This window comes from Mesorhizobium sp. M0802 (genome assembly GCF_040320115.1).
Classification (GTDB): domain Bacteria; phylum Pseudomonadota; class Alphaproteobacteria; order Rhizobiales; family Rhizobiaceae; genus Mesorhizobium.
Window position 1 is genome coordinate 111,033 of record NZ_JAMYOY010000009.1, and the last position, 17,016, is coordinate 128,048.

The window sequence follows — 17,016 nt, forward strand, 5'->3', positions numbered from 1 at the left end:
GTCTATCTGTTGAGCGCGGCGAAATAGGCCTTTTCGATTTCGGCGGCCATCACATCGGCGCCGAATCGCGCCCTGAGGCTGGCCGTATCGGGCATGGCGCGCCGGTAGGCGTCGAGATCGCGCAGCGCCTCACCCATCTTGTCGCCGAGTTGGTGCGGATCGGGACGGATCAGGGCAGGGGATCCCTCCCCGAAGATTTCGGGAATGCCGCCGACGGCCGTGGCGATCATCGGCCTGCCGGCCGCCAGCGTCTCCAGCACGATATAGGGCATGGCTTCCGCGCGCGACGGCACAACCACGAGGTCGGCCAGTGCAAAGGCCTCCCTGGCTGGCATAGGCGGCAAGAAGCGGACCTGTTTTCCGAGGCCCAGCCGTTTCACCTGCGCATGGTAGCGCGGCAGGTCGTCGCCATCGCCGACCATGACCGCGGTCAAGCGGCGCTCAAGCTGGGACCCGGCCAGCACCAGCGCGTCGATGAAAATGTCAGGCCCTTTGAGGTCGCGCATCATGCCGATGTAGAGCAGGTCGGCCGCGTCGGGCTGTGCGACCACCGGTTCGAACTCGGCGGCGCGCAGGCCGTTATAGACCAGCGTGTTCGGGATAGGCGGTTCGCCGACCTTCCTGCGATAGGTGCGCCGCTCATAGTCGGAGACGAACAGCAGGCAGTCGGTGAAGCGCGCCATGAAGCGCTCGAGCGCGAAGAACAGCTTCCCGGTCGTCGTCGTTTCATCATAGTGGAGGGAGCCGCCATGCGGCGAATAGAGGCGGGCTACGCGAGACCTAGATACCCGCAACAATGAGCCGAACAGACGGGCATAGGCGCCACCTTTGGCGCCGTGCCCGTGCAACACGTCCGGCCGCAATTCCTTGATGATTCGATAGGTACGCCAGGCCGAGGCGAAGTCGCCCGGCCCGACATGGCGCTGCATCGGCGTGCGATGGATGCCGAGCGCCAGGCTGTCCTTCATCTGGTCGAACAGGCGTTCCTCGTATTCGCCGCCGGTGGTCGAATCGCAGACGATGCCGACAACATGTCCGGCGGCGAGCTGGGCCTCCGTCAGGTCGCGCACATGCCGGAAGATCCCGCCGACGGGTGAGCGAAAGCAGTGGACGATCCTGAGCTGGTCCGCCACGTTGATGTCAGAACAGGCGTTCGCGAACGTAGACCGTGTCGCCCGGCAGCAGCGGATCGGAGGTAACCACCCGGCCTGTCATCACCTTGCCGTTGATGTCGCGGGTGATGTCGACGCTTTCCTGGTTGGCGCGCGGCGAGAAACCGCCGGCAATCGCGATGGCCTTCTGCACGGTGAGGCCCGGCACGTAGGAATACTGGCCGGCGGCGCCCACTTCGCCCATGACGAAGATCGGCCGGTAGCGATCGATCTCGACCGACACGTCGGGGTCGCGCAGATAGCCTTGGCGCAGTTTGTCGGCGAGCGCTTTTTCCAGCTGCTGGGCCGTGTGGCCGCGCGCCGGCACCGCGCCGACCAGCGGGAAGGACATGTAGCCGGACTGATCGACACTGTAGGTGTTGGTCAGACCGTCCTGTTCGAACACGGTGACGCGGACACGGTCGCCGGCGCCGAGCCGATAGGGCTGGTCGAGTACCTCGTGGAAGGCCGCCGGCGTCGGCCGGTAGCTGGAGCAGCCGGCGAGCATCGACACGGCCAGCAGAGCGCGAAACAGACCAGCAGCGCTTTTCATGATCGGACACACACCTTCGTCGCTATGGCCGCCAGGACACGGCGGCAAACCTTAAGGATCTGGGTTCGTTATCATCCTGTTAGGGTTAATGGCCGGTAAAGGGACGCGGCCGATTTGGCGGCAATCGACAAAAAGCCGTATAGTTTTGCTGGCTTTGTTTACCGGATGTCAGCAAACCCTAACAGCTGCTTACCGCGATCTTAACGGCTGAGTTACCATAGTTGTTTACGCTACCATCTAGCCTCATGTCCGGAGCAGGAATGCATGTCCGACCAGTCCGCGGCCGCAGATGTCGATGTCGACCTGAGACAGCTCTTCGCCAGCCTGGCGCGGAACTGGCTGCGCATTCTTGTGATCACGCTTCTCGTCACTGGTCTCGCCTTCGCGTTCGCGTGGCTTGCCACGCCGCATTATAAGGCCACGACGCAGCTGAAAATCCAGTTGAGCGAATCGGCCTATACGCGGCCTGCCGGCACCAATGAAGACGACAAACCTGTGCTCGATGCGGAAGGTGTAGCAACCGAGGTTCAGGTCATTTCCTCGTCCGACATTCTCAAGCAGGTGGCTGCCGACCTTAAGCTGGGCGACAAGCCCGAGTTCAACTATGCGCTCGGCATGTCGCCGGTCACCCGGCTCCTGGTCATTGCCGGGCTGAAGAGCGATCCGGAAGAAATTCCGCTCGAAGAACGCGTGCTGACGAAGATGCGCGACAAGCTCAATGTTTATGGCGTGGAAAAGACCCGCGTCATCGCCGTCGAATTTTCCTCTGAAGATCCCCAGCTTGCCGCTGACATTCCGAACGCCATCGCCAAGGCCTACCTGGCCTATCAGGCGGACGCCAAGACCAAGTCGAACGCCGCCGCGACCGCCTTCCTCGGGCCGGAAATCGACGATCTGCAGAAGCAGGTCAGGGATGCAGAGGCCAAGGTCGCGGCCTTCCGTTCCGCCCAGTCGGACCTGTTGATGGGCGGCAACAATTCGGTGCTGGCGACACAGCAATTGTCCGAGCTATCGACCGAACTGTCGCGTGTGCGCGCCAGCCGCGCTTCGGCCGAGGCGACGGCCGAAAGGGTGCGCCAGGCTTTGCAGAATGGCGGTTCGCTGGACGCTGTACCCGAAGTGCTGTCTTCCGATCTGATCCAGCGGCTGCGTGAGCGTCAGATCGAGCTCAGAACCAACATCGCCGATCTTTCCACCACCTTGCTCGACAACCATCCCCGCCTGCGGGCGATGAGGTCGCAGCTTGCCGATCTCGACGGCCAGATCCGCAACGAAGCGCAAAAAATCATGCGCGGGTTGCTGACGCAGGCGCAGACCGCCCAGGCGCGCGAAAACCAGCTGATATCGGACGTCAACAAGCTGAAAGCGGCGTCGTCGCGGGCCGGCGAGGAGCAAGTCCAGCTGGATGCGCTGCAGCGTGAGGCGAACGTCCGGCGCCAGCAGCTTGAATCCTATATGGCGAGCTTCCGCGAAGTGTCCTCGCGCAAAAACTATCTGCCGGTCGATGCCAGCGTGTTTTCCGAGGCGCGCGTGCCGTCGGAACCCTATTTCCCCAAGCTCGTGCCGATCGTCGGCGCCGCCTTAGTCGGCTCGCTGCTGCTGATGTCGGTCATCACGCTGCTGCAGGAGCTGTTTTCCGGCCGCGCCATGCGTCCGGCCCCAGGGGCGCGCTTCGAGCGTATCGAGCAGGTTGCGATGTCGGCAATGTCGGCGCCGGTCGTCCACCCGGAACCGGCTCCTGAGGTCGTGGAAGTGGACGATCAGCCGACGACCGTGGAGTCTGAACTGGTGCCAGAGCCCGAGCCGGCTCCTTCAGTGCTGGAAGGAGCAGCGGCTGCCGGTTCCGAACCGCAAGCCGAACCTGTCCGCTCCAGCCTTGGCGAGATCGATGTCGAGAAGGCGGCGGAAAAGCTGATCGCCAGCGGTGCTGCGCGCGCCATCTTCGTGTCGCCCGAAGGCGATGAGGCGGCTGCATCGGCAGTGCTGGTAGCGCGCGAAGTCTCCGACGCTGGCCTGCGCGTGCTGCTGCTCGATCTCACGGCGTCAGGTGCCGCCTCGCGGCCGATGCTGGACAGCGGACTTTTCCCCGGCATCACCAATCTGCTGGCTTCGGAAGCGCAGTTCAGCGACGTCATTCACGCTGACCTCTATTCCGACTGCCATGTCGTTCCCGTCGGCACCGCCGATCCGGTTCGCGCCATGCGCGCCGCCGACCGGCTGCCGATCATCATGCAGTCGCTGACCACCGCCTATGATCTGGTCATCGTCGAATGCGGACCGGCCGATGCGCAAGGCATCAGCCGACTGGTCGGCGACAGCACCGAGGTCTTCATGTCCATGCTGCAGGCGGACGATGAGGTGGCGCAGGCCGCCGTCGAGCTGATCGAAAGCGGCTATCCCGACCTCACTCTGGTGACGCCGATCGGCCACGAGACGCCGGGTAACCCCGTGCCGGGACGACGTAGCGCCGCCTGAGACATCAGACAATTCGACTTAGGCGGCGCTACTACGGATCGGCTCGTCCATCGCCCGCCGGCTCCCGAAAAACCAAGCCTGTCAGTCGGCGCCGGGATCTACCCCAACTCCAGGGTCGTCACGCCAAATATTCGGCGCGAGTCGACCTTCGGAGGCGGGCCCTTGTACATGCGCGTGGTGGTGAAGGTCGGCCTGAAACCAGTTGCTGAAAGCGCCGTGGTGAAATCGAAATTTTCGGCAGGAACGTCGATATGCAGGTCGCCACCTTCGCATGCGGCAGCCAGACTGCCCATGAGCTGCATCGCCGTCTCGGTGTCGTCGGCAAACAGCGGGCCGATCTTGTAACCCGAACGGCAGGGACGAGCCACGGCGTAGCCTATGGTGCCGAGTGAACTGATCGCGGCGAACCCGCAATGCGGCGGCTGCGCCCAGCGGTGCAGGAAGGCTCGTCGAGGCGCGGGGAAACAGCGGGCGTCATAGGCGATGATGTCGGGCACGAGTTGCGTGGTTATCATGCGCACCCCTTCGCTTCGGACGGGCGGGGTCGCGATACGGCCGCTGAAGCGGATGGTTTCGTACGCCGAGCTGAATCCCGTGCGGCGATAATTCGCCAGCTGCGCGGCGACCCCGTCGAGGCCGACCGTTCGGCCGGCCAGCCTGGCCATGCCCGCATTCCAGACTGCTTTGCCATGGCCTTTGCCGCGCATGTCTGGTCGGCAGATGTAGAGACCGATGAAACCGAAGTTGCTGCCATAGGCGACAGCCGAGATGGCGGCGGTCATCTCGTTGTCGACAAAAGCGCCGATGAACCCTTCAGGATCGGTTGGCCGGAACGCGGCGGCATCATCAAGGCCAGGGTTCCAGCCTTCAGCCGCCGCCCAGTCGATGAGAACGGTCAGTTCCGGCGGAGACAATGCGCGGACGGTAGGCTTCATAGCGTTCACTCCGCGGCGACCACCCCCGGCGAGAAGGATTTCAGCACGCCGCGATAGGGCTTGGCCAGCGGACTGGCATAGGCGCCGCGCTTCGAGGTCGACAGGCCCAATGCGATCAGCGCCTCGGCCTGTTTGAGGGCGGCGCCGATGCCGTCGATGACGGGCAGGTCGAATTCTTGCTGCAACCGGTGTGCCAGGTCGGCCATGCCGGCGCAGCCGAGCACGATGGCCTCGGCGCGGTCTTCCGCTATGGCGCGGGCGATCTCGGCGCGCAGTTTCTCGACAGCGCCGGAAGCAGCGTCTTCGAGCGAGAGTACGGGAATGTCGGCGGCGCGCACGCGCGCGCGCCCGGCCATGCCGTAGCGGTGCACCAGCCCCTCGACAGGGACACGCGAGCGTTCGGTGGTCGTCACCACTGTGAAGCGCTGGGCAATGTAGGAGGCGACACTGAGTGCGGCCTCGCAGATGCCGATGACCGGAATGGAGGCCATGGCGCGTGCCGCATCCAGGCCGGTATCGTCGAAGCAGGCGATGATGGCGGCCTGAGCCCCGGCACGTTCGCCGGCGGCGATCTCCATCAAAAGGCCGGGCACGGCCAATGCCTCGTCATAATAGCCCTCGATCGAGGCAGGACCCATCGAGGAGGTGACCGCGATCACCTCGGTCCCGGCGCCGGCAACGGCGCGCGCCGCCGCCGCGATCGTCTCGGTCATGCTCGCCGTCGTGTTGGGGTTCACCACCAGTATCTGCACGATCAAACCCTGGCCCGCTTGCGGCCGACATAGAGGATGGCGCCCAGTGTGGCCAGGATCACCAGGAAGGAGAACACGGTGGTCACCGTGCCCAGCGCATAGAGCACCGGCGTCGTGACATTGGTGGTCATGCCGTAGATCTCGAGCGGCAGCGTGTTGAAGGTGCCCGACGTCATCAGCGTGCGGGCGAACTCGTCATAGGACAGCGTGAAGCCGAACAGGCCGACGCCGATCAGGCTCGGCGCGATCATCGGCAGCACGACATGGGCGAAGGTCTGCCAGGAGTTGGCGCCCAGGTCACGCGCTGCTTCCTCATAGGCGGGCGAGAAGCGGTTGAAGACGGCGAACATGATGAGCACGCCGAAGGGCAAGGTCCAGGTCAGGTGCGCGCCGAAGGCCGATGTGTACCAGGCCGGGCGGAAGCCGACCTGCTGGAAGACGACGCCGATGCCGAGCGAAATGATGATCGAGGGTACGACGAGGCTGGCGACCGCCAGGTAGAACAAAGCGGTGGCGCCACGAAATTTTTGCCGGAAAGCGAGCCCTGCCAGCAGCGACACGACGACGGTGACGATCATCACCATAAGGCCGAGCACGAGCGAGCGCTTGAAGCTGCCGCCGAAATCGCCGACCGCCTGGCGCTCGAACAGATTGGCGAACCAGTGCAGCGACATGCCATTGAGCGGGAAGGTGAGGCCGCCGGTCTCGCCTTGGAAAGAAAGGATCAGGATCGCCGACAGCGGGCCATAGAGGAACAGCACGAACAGAGTGAAGAAGACCGCAAGCACATAGAATTCGAGGGTGCGTTTTTCGTGGCTCACCTCAAAGCTCCTTGCGGATGTCGACGATGCGCAGGATGCCCGCGACCATCAACAGTACCAACACCAGCAACACTACGGCATTGGCGGCGGCTGCGGGATACTGCAGCAGCGACATCTGGTTCTTCATCATCAGTGCGACCGACGCGCTCTGGCCGCCCGACATCACCTGCACAGTGGAGAAATCGGCCATCACCAGCGTGACGACGAAGATGGTGCCGATCGCCATGCCGGGCTTGGCCAGCGGGATGACGACGTTCCACAAGACCTGCCAGCCGGACGCGCCGGCATCGCGCGCGGCCTCGACCAGCGAGCGGTCGATGCGCATCAACGTGTTGAAGATCGGCGTTACCATGAACAGCGTGTAGAGATGCACCATGGCCAGCACCACGGCGAATTCCGAATAGAGCAGCCATTCGATGGGTTTTGGCACCAGCCCCAATTGCACCAGCGTCGAGTTGATCAACCCGTTGCGGCCAAGCACCGGGATCCACGAGATCATGCGGATGATGTTGGAGGTCAGGAACGGCACCGTGCAGACAAGGAACAGCACCATCTGCATGGCGGTGGTGCGGATATGGAAGGCGAGGAAATAGGCGACCCAGAAGCCGATGAACAAGGTCAGAGCCCAGACGATGGCAGCGAATTTGATGGTGTTGAGATAGGTCTTCCAGGTGACCCATGATCCCAGCACGTCGGAATAGTTCGTCGTCAGGAAATCCGGATACATGGCGGCGAAGTCGTAGTCCCAGAAGGAGACGACGACGATCATGATGATTGGCAAGAGCAGGAACGCACCGAGGATGAGCGCCAGCGGCGCCGATTGGAGGTAAGGCGTGACGGCACTGATGGAGAAGCGGCGGTGTCCGGCGGGCTTGGCTGCTGCGATGGCGGGGCGTTCGAGCGCGACTGTCATTGGGAAAATCCTCCGCGTGATCGCGATGACTTGCGATCCTTCGCGCCCCCCTCTGTCCTGCCGGACATCTCCCCCACGAGGGGGGAGATCGAACTCTCATAACGGCCTTCGCCAATCTCCAACGTTGCTAACGAAGAGCCGGCCATGACGCTGCCAATCTCCCCCCAAGTGGGGGAGATGTCCGGCAGGACAGAGGGGGGCGCGAAGGATCGCAACATCACAGTGAACGCGTCCGCTCTACGCCGCGATGAACTCGTTCCAGCGCTTCACCATGTAGCGGTCCTCGTCCATGACCGAGTTCCAGCAGGCGACTTTGCCCATGCGCTCTTCGAACGAACCGCCGTCGCGCACGGCGCCGGCCTTTTCCATGACGGTGCCGTCCGGCGCCTTGATCTCGCCCTTGGCCGGCTTGCCTTCGATCCAGTAGCCCCATTCGTCCTCGGACATGAACTTCTTGGCCGAGACCATATTGGCGGAATAGTAGCCCTGGCGGTTGAGATAGCCGCCGACCCAGCCCGACGTATACCAGTTGATGTATTCGTAGGCGGCGTCGAGCTCGGCGCCCTTGAGATGGGCGGCAAGGCCAAGGCCGCCGCCCCATGAGCGGTATCCTTCCTTGAGCGGCTGGAAGCGGCATGCGATGCCTTTGGAGCGGACGGCGGCGACGGCCGGCGACCACATCGACTGGATGACCACCTCGCCGGACGCCATCAGGTTGACGCTCTCGTCGAACGACTTCCAGAAGGCGCGGAACTGGCCGGCCTGCTTTGCCTTGATGAGGAAGTCGATCGTCTTGTCGATCTCTTCTTTGGTCATGTTGCCCTTGTCGGCATATTTGATGCTGCCTGTGGCCTCCATGATCATGGCCGCATCCATGATACCGATGGACGGGATGTTAAGGATCGCGGTCTTGCCCTTGAAGGCCGGGTCCATGATGTCGGCCCAGGTGGTGATGTCGCGGCCGACGAGGTCGGGCCGGATGCCCAGCGTGTCGGCATTGTAGATCGTCGGCACCATGGTGAACCACTTAGTCGGCGCCTTGGCGAAGGTCTTTGAGTCCTGCGCTTCGACATAGCCGACCGTGTGCGGCGCGGTGCCCTGGGCAATGATGCTGTCGGGCGTCAGCTTGCCGGTTTTGAACAACGGCACCAGTTCGTCGTAGTATTTCAGCTTGCTGACATCCATCGGCTGCAGCACGCCGCTCGGGAACACCTTCTTGCAGATCCAGTATTCGATGTCGGCGATGTCATAGCTGTCGGGCTGGGTCACGGCGCGCTGGGCGGCCGCGTCCGAATCGGTCGCCGTCATTTCCAGCGTGATGCCGAGGTCGGCCTTGCACTTGTCGGCGATCGCGTTCAGGTTCGACACGCCGGTGCCGAACTGGCGCAGCGTGATGTTGGACTGCGCCCAGATGGTCGGGAAGCCTGTAATGGCGCCCGAGCCTGCGGCGAGGCCGACGGCGGCCGCACCTGTCTTGAGCAACGAACGGCGCGAAATTCCGGTCTTTGTTTCTACTGTTTTTGTCATTCCTATTCCCCTGTTTTGTTTTGCTTCGTTGAATTCATGAATGAAGGCGGCCGAGGACGATGGCGTCCTCGGAATCCCAGGCGAGCGGTACGGCGTCGCCAAGGGCGACGGGTTTGGCGAAGAAGTCGGAATCGTCGATGATAACGGTGAAATCGTCGATGCCGCCGCCGGTGACCGACAGCTTCACCGTGGCGCCGCGATATTCGATGTTGGAGACGATGCCGGTGAAGCCGAGGCCGGGAGAGGGTGCTTCGCCGATGCGCACATGGTCGGTGCGGATGGCGATGTCGATCGGCGTGCCCACCTCCTGGCCCGCCTCCCGGCCTTGCCCGCGGGCGGCGAGCGAGGCGCCACCATTGACGTCGAAGACGACCATGCCGTCGCGCGCGCCGGTAACCCGGCCGGAGATGACATTGTGGTCACCCATGAAGCGCGCGACGAAGGCGGTGGCCGGCCTTTCGAACACATCTCGCGGCGGCGCCGCCTGTTCGATGCGGCCGTCATTCATCACCACGATCAGGTCCGCCAAGGCCATGGCCTCTTCCTGGCTGTGGGTGACGTGGACGAAAGTGATGCCAAGCGAGGTCTGCAATTTCTTCAGCTCGGCGCGCATGCGTATCTTCAGGAACGGGTCGAGTGCCGACAGCGGCTCGTCGAGCAGCAGCGCCTCGGGATCGGTGATCAGAGCGCGGGCGAGTGCAACACGCTGCTGCTGGCCGCCGGAAAGCTGCGCCGGCCGGCGCGTCGCATAGGCCTCCATCTGCATCAGCTTGAGCATGTCGAGCGCCTTGGCACGGCGCTGCTCCTTGTCGACGCCCTTCATCTTCAGGCTGAAGGCGACATTGTCGACAAGGTCGAGATGCGGAAACAGCGCATAGGACTGGAACATCATCGCCGTGCCACGCTTTGCCGGCGGCAGGTCGGTGACGACAATGTTGCCGAGGCGGACATCGCCCGACGAAATGCTTTCGTGGCCGGCGATCATGCGCAGCGTCGAGGTCTTGCCGCAGCCGGAGGGGCCAAGCAGGCAGCAATAGGTGCCTGCCGGTATTTTCAGGCTGATGGCCTCGACGGCAGTCGTCGTTCCGTACACTTTCGAAACGGAGACGATGTCGATCTCGGCGGCTTTGGACATTCAGGCTTCCCCGTTTGGTCGCATTAACCAATGCATTATGCGTGCCAATCGGCGGCAATCGGCCCAAGCGTTTGAATCGACAGCGAAATCGGGGTTCTTGCCCACTGCCTAGCCGGTAGGCTATCTTGTGCATTGCACAAATTATGGGCGATTGTGCGCGATCTGCACAAGAATCGTATGCAATCTTTTTTGGCTTCGTGTCCACTTTGCCTCTCGTGCGCAGGCGACGAGTCGCGCTAGAAGAGGCTGGGAACCATCATCGCCATGAACATTGCCGATCAGATCCATTCCGCCGACAGCGCCAACCAGGATCGCGCCCAGGCGATTCGCGACAATCTGCGGGACGCCATCGTCGACCGTCGGCTGACGCCCGGCACCAAGCTGTCGGAAGGCGAGGTCGGCACGCTGTTCGACGTCTCGCGCACCGTCGCGCGCGCGGCGCTGCAGATGCTGTCCTTCGAGGGGCTGGTGCGTACCGAGCGCAACCGTGGCGCCTTCGTCGCCAACCCTTCGCCCGAGGAAGCGCGCCAGGTGTTCGCATCGCGCCGGCTGATCGAGCCGGGCATCGCCATTGCCGCCTGTGGGCGGGTCACAGCCACCGATATCGCTGCGTTCCGCGCGCAGCTCGACGAGGAAGGCCGCTTCATCGCCGAGCGCGGCCCAACCGCCCGGCGCTCCGAAATCAAGGCGTCGGGCGATTTCCATCTGCTGCTCGCCTCCGTCGCCGGCAATGCCATCCTGCAGCGCTTCATGGAGGAGCTGGTGGCGCGTTCGTCGCTGGTCATCGCCCTTTACGGACGATCCGGCGTGTCGGCCTGCGGACACAGTGAGCACACGGAAATGGTCGGCGCGCTGGAAAGCGGCGATTGCGGGTTGGTGAGCCGGCTGATGCTGCACCATATCGACCACATCGAGGCAGATCTCGACCTGCGGGTCAGGGCCGGCCCGGCGCTCCGCGAAGCGCTGAATTTCTGAACGCTAGTTTTCGTCGTCCGTGGGAGCGGGCGCTGCCTGTCCGGCGGCCTTGCGGCGCAGCATCTTGGTCAGCTTCCAGACCGTCGGGTTGTTCTTGATGAAGGCTTTCGCCCGTGCGCCCTGCCGCAGCGCCGACGCCAGGGCGCGTCCCTTCAGCGTCAGGGGCGCCAGCACCTCGAAATGCTGGGTCTCGATATCGCACCAGAGCCGCTTGTAGGGCTCGTCGCCGACCGAGAAATCATAGACATCGAAGCCTGTTTGGCAGGCTTCCTCGATGATGTCGAAGAAAAGGAAATCGCCGGGGCTGGTGTGGCCGAGATCGTCCTCGGCGATGGCGCCGAATTCGCAGATCAGGCGTTTGCCCGAGCGGCTCGAGCCGGTGATTGCACGCAGCTTGCCGGCCACTTCGAGCCCATGCAGCACAAAGGCCGGTTTCTCCTCGGCCAGCGCGCCGGCGAAGAGGGCACGGAAGAAAGCCCGCACCTCCGGCTCGCCGAAGACATTGGCGATGCCCATCTTGGCGAAGCGGAACTCCTTCATCTCGAAGAAAGCGTCGAGCAGCCGGTTCACGTCTTCGGGTGTCTGCGCCTCGATGCGGCGATGAACGCCGACCGCCTCGAATTTTCGTGTCTGCGAACGGTGCTTCTTGCGCTTGCGCTTGCCGCCCACACGCGACAGCAGCGCATCGAAACCACCGTCGAGATTGACGGCGAGCGACAGGTTTGGGCTCGGAAAGTTGGAGAACGCCACCAGCGGATTGGCAACACCATCGAGGTCGGGCAGAAGCCTTTCCAAGGCAACGAGATCGATGTCGGGACGCGCCTTGCCGATCGCCGTCACCAGCCTGCGGATCCCCCCAGCATCTGCCTTTGCCAGCCATGCCGGATCGGCGGCGGCGAAATTGCCGTTGGCATGGCGCCCGCCCATGAAGCGGGCGACGCGGAATGGACCAGTTCGCGTGATTTCCAGTGCCAGTGCAAAGACCGGCCTGTCCTCGATTGTCAGCGTGGCAATGACGGCATCGGGATTAGCCTGCGCCGTCCAGGCACGAACCCAGTCCGCGCTTTGCGCCGGCGCAAACAGCGCCGAACGGCAGAATTCGCCGTAAGAGGCGAGCGCGGCAGCATCTGCGATCGACACCGACAGACTGGTCTGGTCGGCAGCCGGCGTGCGCGCAGACGCCTTGCTTGCGGCGAGCCGATTGCCGTCAAATGACGCGGTGGCGTCAACCATACCTCAATCCTTAAGGCGTATTCGTCGCGATCAGGAGTTCGCGTCGGCGCGTTCCGTGCTTGGATCGAGCCTAGGCGCAAAAGGTGAATGAATGATCGACGGTGGTGAGGCAGTTCGGAAACTGGCGCTTAATATCGCCCGCTTTACCGGCCTTGCACCGCTGGCCAAGCCGTTTGTCGGCGGCATTGGCGCCGTCCTCATGTTGCATCGGGTCACCGCCACGCCGGAGAAGCCGGACGGCGTTAACCGCCACCTCAACATCGCCCCGCGATTCCTCGACGCTCTCGTCGCCGACATGAAGTCGAGGGGCTATGCCTTCGTCACCCTCGACGAGGCGATCGAGCGCATCAAGGCCGGCGGCAAGGACGGCCAGTTCGCCACCATCACCGCCGACGACGCCTATCGCGACAACATGACCGAAGCGCTGCCAGTGCTCGAAAAGCACGACGCGCCGATCACCATCTATGTCGCGCCGGGTCTGATCGACGGCAGCGCCGATTTATGGTGGGACGTGGTCGAGGATATCGTCAACGCGCGGGAGCGTTTGACGCTGGCGACGCCGAAGGGGCCGGTGACCATAGACTGCTCGACCCACGGCAAGAAACTCCACGCCAATGCGCGTCTGCATGCCTATCTGACGCTCGAGGTGCGCGAGGAGGATCAGCGCGCCGTGCTGCGCGATCTGGCGCACTCGAACGGCATCGACCTCGATGGCTTGCGCCCAAGCACGCTGATGACCTGGGACGACATCCGCGCCGTGGCCGGGCACAGGCTGGTGACGATCGGCGCGCATACGGTCAACCACCGCAATCTGAAGCGGCTCGACGAAGCCGATGCGCGCCATGAGATCGTCGACGTCAGGCGCCAACTGCAGGCGCAGCTCGGCGAAGACCCCCGTCATCTCGCTTACCCCTATGGTTACGCCAGCGCTGTCGGCTGCCGCGAAGTGGGCTTTGCCCGCGACGCCGGCTACGCCTCGGCGGTGACCACGCGCCACGGCGTGCTGCACGCCGAGCATGCCGGCTTCCTGCACGCGCTGCCGCGCATTTCGATCAACGGCCGCTACCAGAGCGTCGCCCATATCCGCACCATGTTGTCGGGCGTGACGACGCCGCTGGCCAATGCCGGCAAAATGGTCGTCACCATCTAACCTGGGTCGGGCGCTTCAGCCTTTCGGCGGCGGCTCCAGGATCAGCCATTTGATGATGCCCATCGCAGGCAGCACCCAGAACAGGCCGCTGAACAGGAAAAACAGGAAATGCACCAGCGGGCTGGATTGCGACAGCTGCGCGACCGCTATGATCGACGCGACCAGCGCATAGATGATGACAAGCGCCACCAGCAGGAAGGTTCCGATCAGCTTTTTCAGGCGGATGGGCATGAGCGTTCTCGTTGATCGCCTCCGCTTAGGCCCAACCGGGGGCGCGTGCAACCCGTGACTTGCGGCGCGACGGCGTGCCGCGCCGTCCGGTCTTGTCAGCCGGGTTGCGATGGTTCACCAATCCGCCACGTCAACCTGCCGGGACCAGCCCATGGCCGCCATATCAGCCGCCGCGCCTTACATTGACCGCGATCGCGATCTGCAAAACCGGGCTCTGCTGCGCGGCTGGCTTTATGTCGTGCTTCTGGTGCTGTTTGCGCTGGTGCTGGTTGGCGGCGCCACCAGGCTCACCAATTCCGGCCTGTCGATTACCGAGTGGAAGCCGATCCACGGTGTGATACCGCCGCTCAATGACGCGGAGTGGCAGGAGGAATTCCAGCTCTACCAGAAGATTCCGCAATATGCCGAGCTCAACAAGGGCATGAGCCTCGATGCCTTCAAGTCGATCTTCTGGTGGGAGTGGGCGCACCGTATCCTGGCGCGCAGTGTCGGCCTGGTCTTCGGCCTGCCGCTGCTGGTCTTGTGGGCGACGCGCCGCATCGAGCGCGGCCTTGGGCCAAAGCTGGTCGGTATTCTGCTGCTTGGTGGCCTTCAAGGCGCCATCGGCTGGTGGATGGTGGCCTCCGGCCTGATCGACCGGGTCTCCGTCAGCCAGTACCGGCTGGCCACGCATTTGACGCTTGCCGCCCTGATCTTCACCGCCACCATGGTGGTCGCGCGCGGGCTGGCGCCGCATTCGGAGCCTGCCGCCGACCGGCCGACAAAAAGGCTGGCCGGCTTCATCGTGCTGCTGGTGCTGGTCCAGATCTATCTCGGCGGCCTGGTCGCAGGGCTCGACGCCGGTCTGAGCTACAACACCTGGCCGCTGATGGATGGCAAGCTCATCCCCAGCAACCTGCTGCTGCTCGAACCGGCCTGGCGCAATTTCTTCGAGAACCCGAAGACGGTGCAGTTCGTCCACCGGCTCGGCGCCTATACGGTCTTTGCCCTTGCGCTCTGGCATATGATAGCGACGCGCCGGCGGCTGCCGGGCACGACACACGCACGCCGCGCGACGCTGCTGTTTCTGCTGGTGCTGGTCCAGGCCTCGATCGGCATCGGCACGCTGCTGATGCAGGTGCCGCTGCACATGGCGCTGACCCATCAGGCCTTCGCGCTGGTCCTGCTCGGTTTTTCCGCCGCCCATTGGCGCGGTACCAAAGGCGCCTATCCATTGCCGACACGACCGCCCATGAACGCAGGTACATCGTCTACGGTGTCTTGGCCGTCGCAATAATCTATTTCGCGAACGAACTGCCTCGCTACGTCTAACGCGCGAGGCTGCGCCGGTCAGAAGCTGAGCCGCACCTTTCGGATCACTCCGCAACCGACAGCTCGCGGTTCTCGTCGACCGCATTCTCGTCCTCATGATGCCATGCGGCCGACAGGCAGCCATAGGCGATGGGCATGGTCGAGAATGGCAGCCGGCGTCTGGCCGAGTGTCCTGGCGAAGATCTCGGCCATATGCGCGATGCGCTCGGGATCGAGGCAGAGGTCGTCGCGCCCCAGTGGGTTGTAGAACAGATTGGCGGCGTCGAAGCCGGGATCGCCGAGCACGCCCTTCGGGTCGATCGCCAGCCAGCCGCGCGCACCGTGCAAAATGTTGTCGTGATGCAGGTCGCCATGCAGCGGCTTGACCGCATGCGGGGCATCGAGCAGCCGGTCCGCGATTTCGGCGGCCTCGATATAGAGGCTGTGCTCTCCGGCGTCGCGATCGGCTCCGGCCTTTTTGAACAGGCTGGCAAACCGTGTCCGCAGCGGCTGCAGGTCCGGCGGGGCAGGGTGTCTTGTGGGCGAGAACAGTCTCCCCATCAACTCGGCCGCGATTGCGGTCGCGGCGTTGTCGCCTTCTTTGGCCAGAACGTCGGAAAGCAGGGTGTCGCCGGCATATTCGAGCAGCATGCGGTGGCCGTCCCGGCCAAGCAGCCGCACCGCGCCTTCGCCGCGCCGCCATGCGAGATAGTGCTCGCCGCGCAACTCGTCCTCGACATCGTCGAATGGTTTGAGCGCCTTGACGATGGCCGGCGAGCCGTCCTCACGCCGCACCTTCCAGATGCGGCTCGAAAACGTCTCCGCAGTGAGCTCGGGCGCGCTGATCTTCCAGCGCTTTGGAAATGCAGGCGCGTCCATTCAGAGCGTGATGCCGAAAAGTGTTAAGCGGTTTTCGGGCAACATGCTCTCTCCAACTGAATTAAAGGCCGAGCATCAGATCCATGTTCTGAACGGCAGCACCCGAGGCGCCCTTTCCGAGATTGTCATAGACCGCAATCAGCAGCGCCTGCGCCCGGTCATCATTGGCAAAGACATAGACCTTCATCCGATTGGTGCCGTTATAGACCTCGGGATTGATCTCGGGCAGGCGCTCCACGTGCTCGTAAGGAGCTACCTCGACCACGCCGCCCTTGATGGCGGCAAAATGGTCGGCGATTGCCGCGTGCAGTTCGGCGCCGGCCGGCACATGGTCAAGCCCGCCGAGCTGCAGCGGCACCACCGTGATCATGCCTTGGGCGAAATTGCCGACCGCCGGCTGCATGATCGGATCGTGCGACAGCTTCGCATAGGTGCGCAGCTCCGGCACATGCTTGTGCTGCAGGGTCAGCCCATAGACCTGGAATTCAGAGGCATCCTCGCCCTTGGCGACATAGTCCTCGATCATCGGCCGGCCGCCGCCCGAATAGCCCGAAATGCCATTGACCGTGATCGGGAAATCCGCCGGCAGCAGACCGGCAGCGACCAGCGGCCGCAGCGTCGCGATCGGCCCTTGCGGCCAGCAGCCGGGATTGGCGACGCGTTTCGCATTGGCGATGATCCTGGCCTGATCCTTGTCCAGCTCGGCAAAACCGTATTCCCAGCCCTCGGCGACGCGATGCGCCGTGGAGGCGTCGATCACCTTGGTGGTGTCGTTGGCAATCAGCGACACGCTTTCCTTGGCAGCCGCATCCGGCAGGCACAGGATGGCGACATCGGCGGCATTGAGGAACTCGGCGCGCGCCGCCGTTTCCTTGCGGCGCTCGGCCGGGATCGAGATGATCTCGAGGTCGCCGCGCTCGGCCAGCAGCGCCCGGATCTGCAGGCCGGTGGTGCCGTGTTCGCCATCGATGAAGATTTTCGGTTTCATGTGCCCGT

At 63.7% G+C, this 17,016-nt stretch carries 15 protein-coding genes and 1 pseudogene; 4 read left to right on the plus strand and 12 right to left on the minus strand.

Annotated elements, in window-relative coordinates:
- Positions 1 to 2 precede the first annotated feature (2 nt).
- Positions 3 to 1,133 carry a glycosyltransferase gene (locus NKI10_RS15015; RefSeq protein ID WP_352860725.1) on the minus strand — a complete coding sequence of 377 codons (1,131 nt, stop codon included), beginning with the start codon at positions 1,131 to 1,133 and terminating at the stop codon, positions 3 to 5.
- A gap of 7 nt (positions 1,134 to 1,140) precedes the next feature.
- Positions 1,141 to 1,704 carry a polysaccharide biosynthesis/export family protein gene (locus NKI10_RS15020; protein ID WP_023669390.1) on the minus strand — a complete coding sequence of 188 codons (564 nt, stop codon included), beginning with the start codon at positions 1,702 to 1,704 and terminating at the stop codon, positions 1,141 to 1,143.
- A 264-nt stretch (positions 1,705 to 1,968) separates the two neighbouring features.
- Between NKI10_RS15020 and NKI10_RS15025 the strand changes: the two genes are divergently transcribed.
- Positions 1,969 to 4,179 (plus strand): GumC family protein, encoded by a 2,211-nt coding sequence (locus NKI10_RS15025; RefSeq protein WP_023821110.1) that lies wholly within the window; start codon positions 1,969 to 1,971, stop codon positions 4,177 to 4,179.
- Positions 4,180 to 4,277: 98 nt separating this feature from the next.
- On the opposite strand, the gene NKI10_RS15030 is transcribed toward NKI10_RS15025, so the two are convergent.
- The 6 genes from NKI10_RS15030 to NKI10_RS15055 all read right to left on the minus strand — a co-directional run bounded on the left by NKI10_RS15030 (position 4,278) and on the right by NKI10_RS15055 (position 10,262).
- The gene (locus NKI10_RS15030) at positions 4,278 to 5,114 is read right to left on the minus strand and encodes a GNAT family N-acetyltransferase (protein WP_023689483.1); all 837 of its coding nucleotides are present in this window, start codon (positions 5,112 to 5,114) and stop codon (positions 4,278 to 4,280) included.
- A 5-nt stretch (positions 5,115 to 5,119) separates the two neighbouring features.
- On the minus strand, positions 5,120 to 5,866 hold the full coding sequence (locus tag NKI10_RS15035) for an aspartate/glutamate racemase family protein (RefSeq protein ID WP_352860728.1): 747 nt from the start codon (positions 5,864 to 5,866) through the stop codon (positions 5,120 to 5,122).
- A 2-nt stretch (positions 5,867 to 5,868) separates the two neighbouring features.
- A complete protein-coding gene (locus tag NKI10_RS15040) occupies positions 5,869 to 6,687 on the minus strand; it encodes an ABC transporter permease (RefSeq protein ID WP_023682326.1) in 819 nt (272 codons plus the stop codon).
- A 1-nt stretch (position 6,688) separates the two neighbouring features.
- Positions 6,689 to 7,600 (minus strand): ABC transporter permease, encoded by a 912-nt coding sequence (locus NKI10_RS15045; RefSeq protein WP_352860730.1) that lies wholly within the window; start codon positions 7,598 to 7,600, stop codon positions 6,689 to 6,691.
- 237 nt (positions 7,601 to 7,837) lie between these two features.
- The gene (locus tag NKI10_RS15050) at positions 7,838 to 9,127 is read right to left on the minus strand and encodes an ABC transporter substrate-binding protein (protein WP_023682324.1); all 1,290 of its coding nucleotides are present in this window, start codon (positions 9,125 to 9,127) and stop codon (positions 7,838 to 7,840) included.
- 34 nt (positions 9,128 to 9,161) lie between these two features.
- A complete protein-coding gene (locus tag NKI10_RS15055) occupies positions 9,162 to 10,262 on the minus strand; it encodes an ABC transporter ATP-binding protein (RefSeq protein WP_023689478.1) in 1,101 nt (366 codons plus the stop codon).
- A gap of 264 nt (positions 10,263 to 10,526) precedes the next feature.
- Between NKI10_RS15055 and NKI10_RS15060 the strand changes: the two genes are divergently transcribed.
- Positions 10,527 to 11,237, plus strand: coding sequence for a GntR family transcriptional regulator (locus NKI10_RS15060; RefSeq protein WP_023669398.1), 711 nt, complete (start codon positions 10,527 to 10,529; stop codon positions 11,235 to 11,237).
- A 3-nt stretch (positions 11,238 to 11,240) separates the two neighbouring features.
- Here the strand turns inward: NKI10_RS15060 and NKI10_RS15065 are convergent, their stop codons facing one another.
- Positions 11,241 to 12,470: a GNAT family N-acetyltransferase gene (locus NKI10_RS15065; protein WP_023669399.1), complete on the minus strand. Its 1,230-nt coding sequence runs from the start codon at positions 12,468 to 12,470 to the stop codon at positions 11,241 to 11,243.
- Positions 12,471 to 12,561: 91 nt separating this feature from the next.
- On the opposite strand from NKI10_RS15065, the gene NKI10_RS15070 reads away from it, so the two are divergent.
- Complete coding sequence (locus NKI10_RS15070; protein WP_352860732.1) at positions 12,562 to 13,620, plus strand: polysaccharide deacetylase family protein; 1,059 nt, start codon at positions 12,562 to 12,564, stop codon at positions 13,618 to 13,620.
- Between the two features lie 15 nt (positions 13,621 to 13,635).
- On the opposite strand, the gene NKI10_RS15075 is transcribed toward NKI10_RS15070, so the two are convergent.
- Positions 13,636 to 13,851, minus strand: coding sequence for a DUF2842 domain-containing protein (locus NKI10_RS15075; protein ID WP_023669401.1), 216 nt, complete (start codon positions 13,849 to 13,851; stop codon positions 13,636 to 13,638).
- 151 nt (positions 13,852 to 14,002) lie between these two features.
- Between NKI10_RS15075 and NKI10_RS15080 the strand changes: the two genes are divergently transcribed.
- Positions 14,003 to 15,127, plus strand: coding sequence for a COX15/CtaA family protein (locus NKI10_RS15080; protein ID WP_352860734.1), 1,125 nt, complete (start codon positions 14,003 to 14,005; stop codon positions 15,125 to 15,127).
- Between the two features lie 79 nt (positions 15,128 to 15,206).
- Here the strand turns inward: NKI10_RS15080 and NKI10_RS15085 are convergent.
- Positions 15,207 to 16,020 (minus strand): annotated as a pseudogene (locus NKI10_RS15085) (aminoglycoside phosphotransferase family protein).
- Between the two features lie 61 nt (positions 16,021 to 16,081).
- Positions 16,082 to 17,008 carry an N-acetyl-gamma-glutamyl-phosphate reductase gene (gene argC / locus NKI10_RS15090; protein ID WP_023682318.1) on the minus strand — a complete coding sequence of 309 codons (927 nt, stop codon included), beginning with the start codon at positions 17,006 to 17,008 and terminating at the stop codon, positions 16,082 to 16,084.
- Positions 17,009 to 17,016 lie beyond the last annotated feature (8 nt).

What these genes read in the sequence shown, in the direction of transcription:
- NKI10_RS15045 (WP_352860730.1), bottom strand. Translation starts at nt 7,600, where the DNA reads ATGACAGTCGCGCTCGAACGCCCCGCCATCGCAGCAGCCAAGCCCGCC.
- NKI10_RS15055 (WP_023689478.1), bottom strand. Translation starts at nt 10,262, where the DNA reads ATGTCCAAAGCCGCCGAGATCGACATCGTCTCCGTTTCGAAAGTGTAC.
- NKI10_RS15080 (WP_352860734.1), top strand. Translation starts at nt 14,003, where the DNA reads ATGGCCGCCATATCAGCCGCCGCGCCTTACATTGACCGCGATCGCGAT.
- argC (WP_023682318.1), bottom strand. Translation starts at nt 17,008, where the DNA reads ATGAAACCGAAAATCTTCATCGATGGCGAACACGGCACCACCGGCCTG.
- NKI10_RS15025 (WP_023821110.1), top strand. Translation starts at nt 1,969, where the DNA reads ATGTCCGACCAGTCCGCGGCCGCAGATGTCGATGTCGACCTGAGACAG.
- NKI10_RS15075 (WP_023669401.1), bottom strand. Translation starts at nt 13,851, where the DNA reads ATGCCCATCCGCCTGAAAAAGCTGATCGGAACCTTCCTGCTGGTGGCG.
- NKI10_RS15060 (WP_023669398.1), top strand. Translation starts at nt 10,527, where the DNA reads ATGAACATTGCCGATCAGATCCATTCCGCCGACAGCGCCAACCAGGAT.
- NKI10_RS15020 (WP_023669390.1), bottom strand. Translation starts at nt 1,704, where the DNA reads ATGAAAAGCGCTGCTGGTCTGTTTCGCGCTCTGCTGGCCGTGTCGATG.
- NKI10_RS15070 (WP_352860732.1), top strand. Translation starts at nt 12,562, where the DNA reads ATGATCGACGGTGGTGAGGCAGTTCGGAAACTGGCGCTTAATATCGCC.
- NKI10_RS15050 (WP_023682324.1), bottom strand. Translation starts at nt 9,127, where the DNA reads ATGACAAAAACAGTAGAAACAAAGACCGGAATTTCGCGCCGTTCGTTG.
- NKI10_RS15065 (WP_023669399.1), bottom strand. Translation starts at nt 12,470, where the DNA reads ATGGTTGACGCCACCGCGTCATTTGACGGCAATCGGCTCGCCGCAAGC.
- NKI10_RS15030 (WP_023689483.1), bottom strand. Translation starts at nt 5,114, where the DNA reads ATGAAGCCTACCGTCCGCGCATTGTCTCCGCCGGAACTGACCGTTCTC.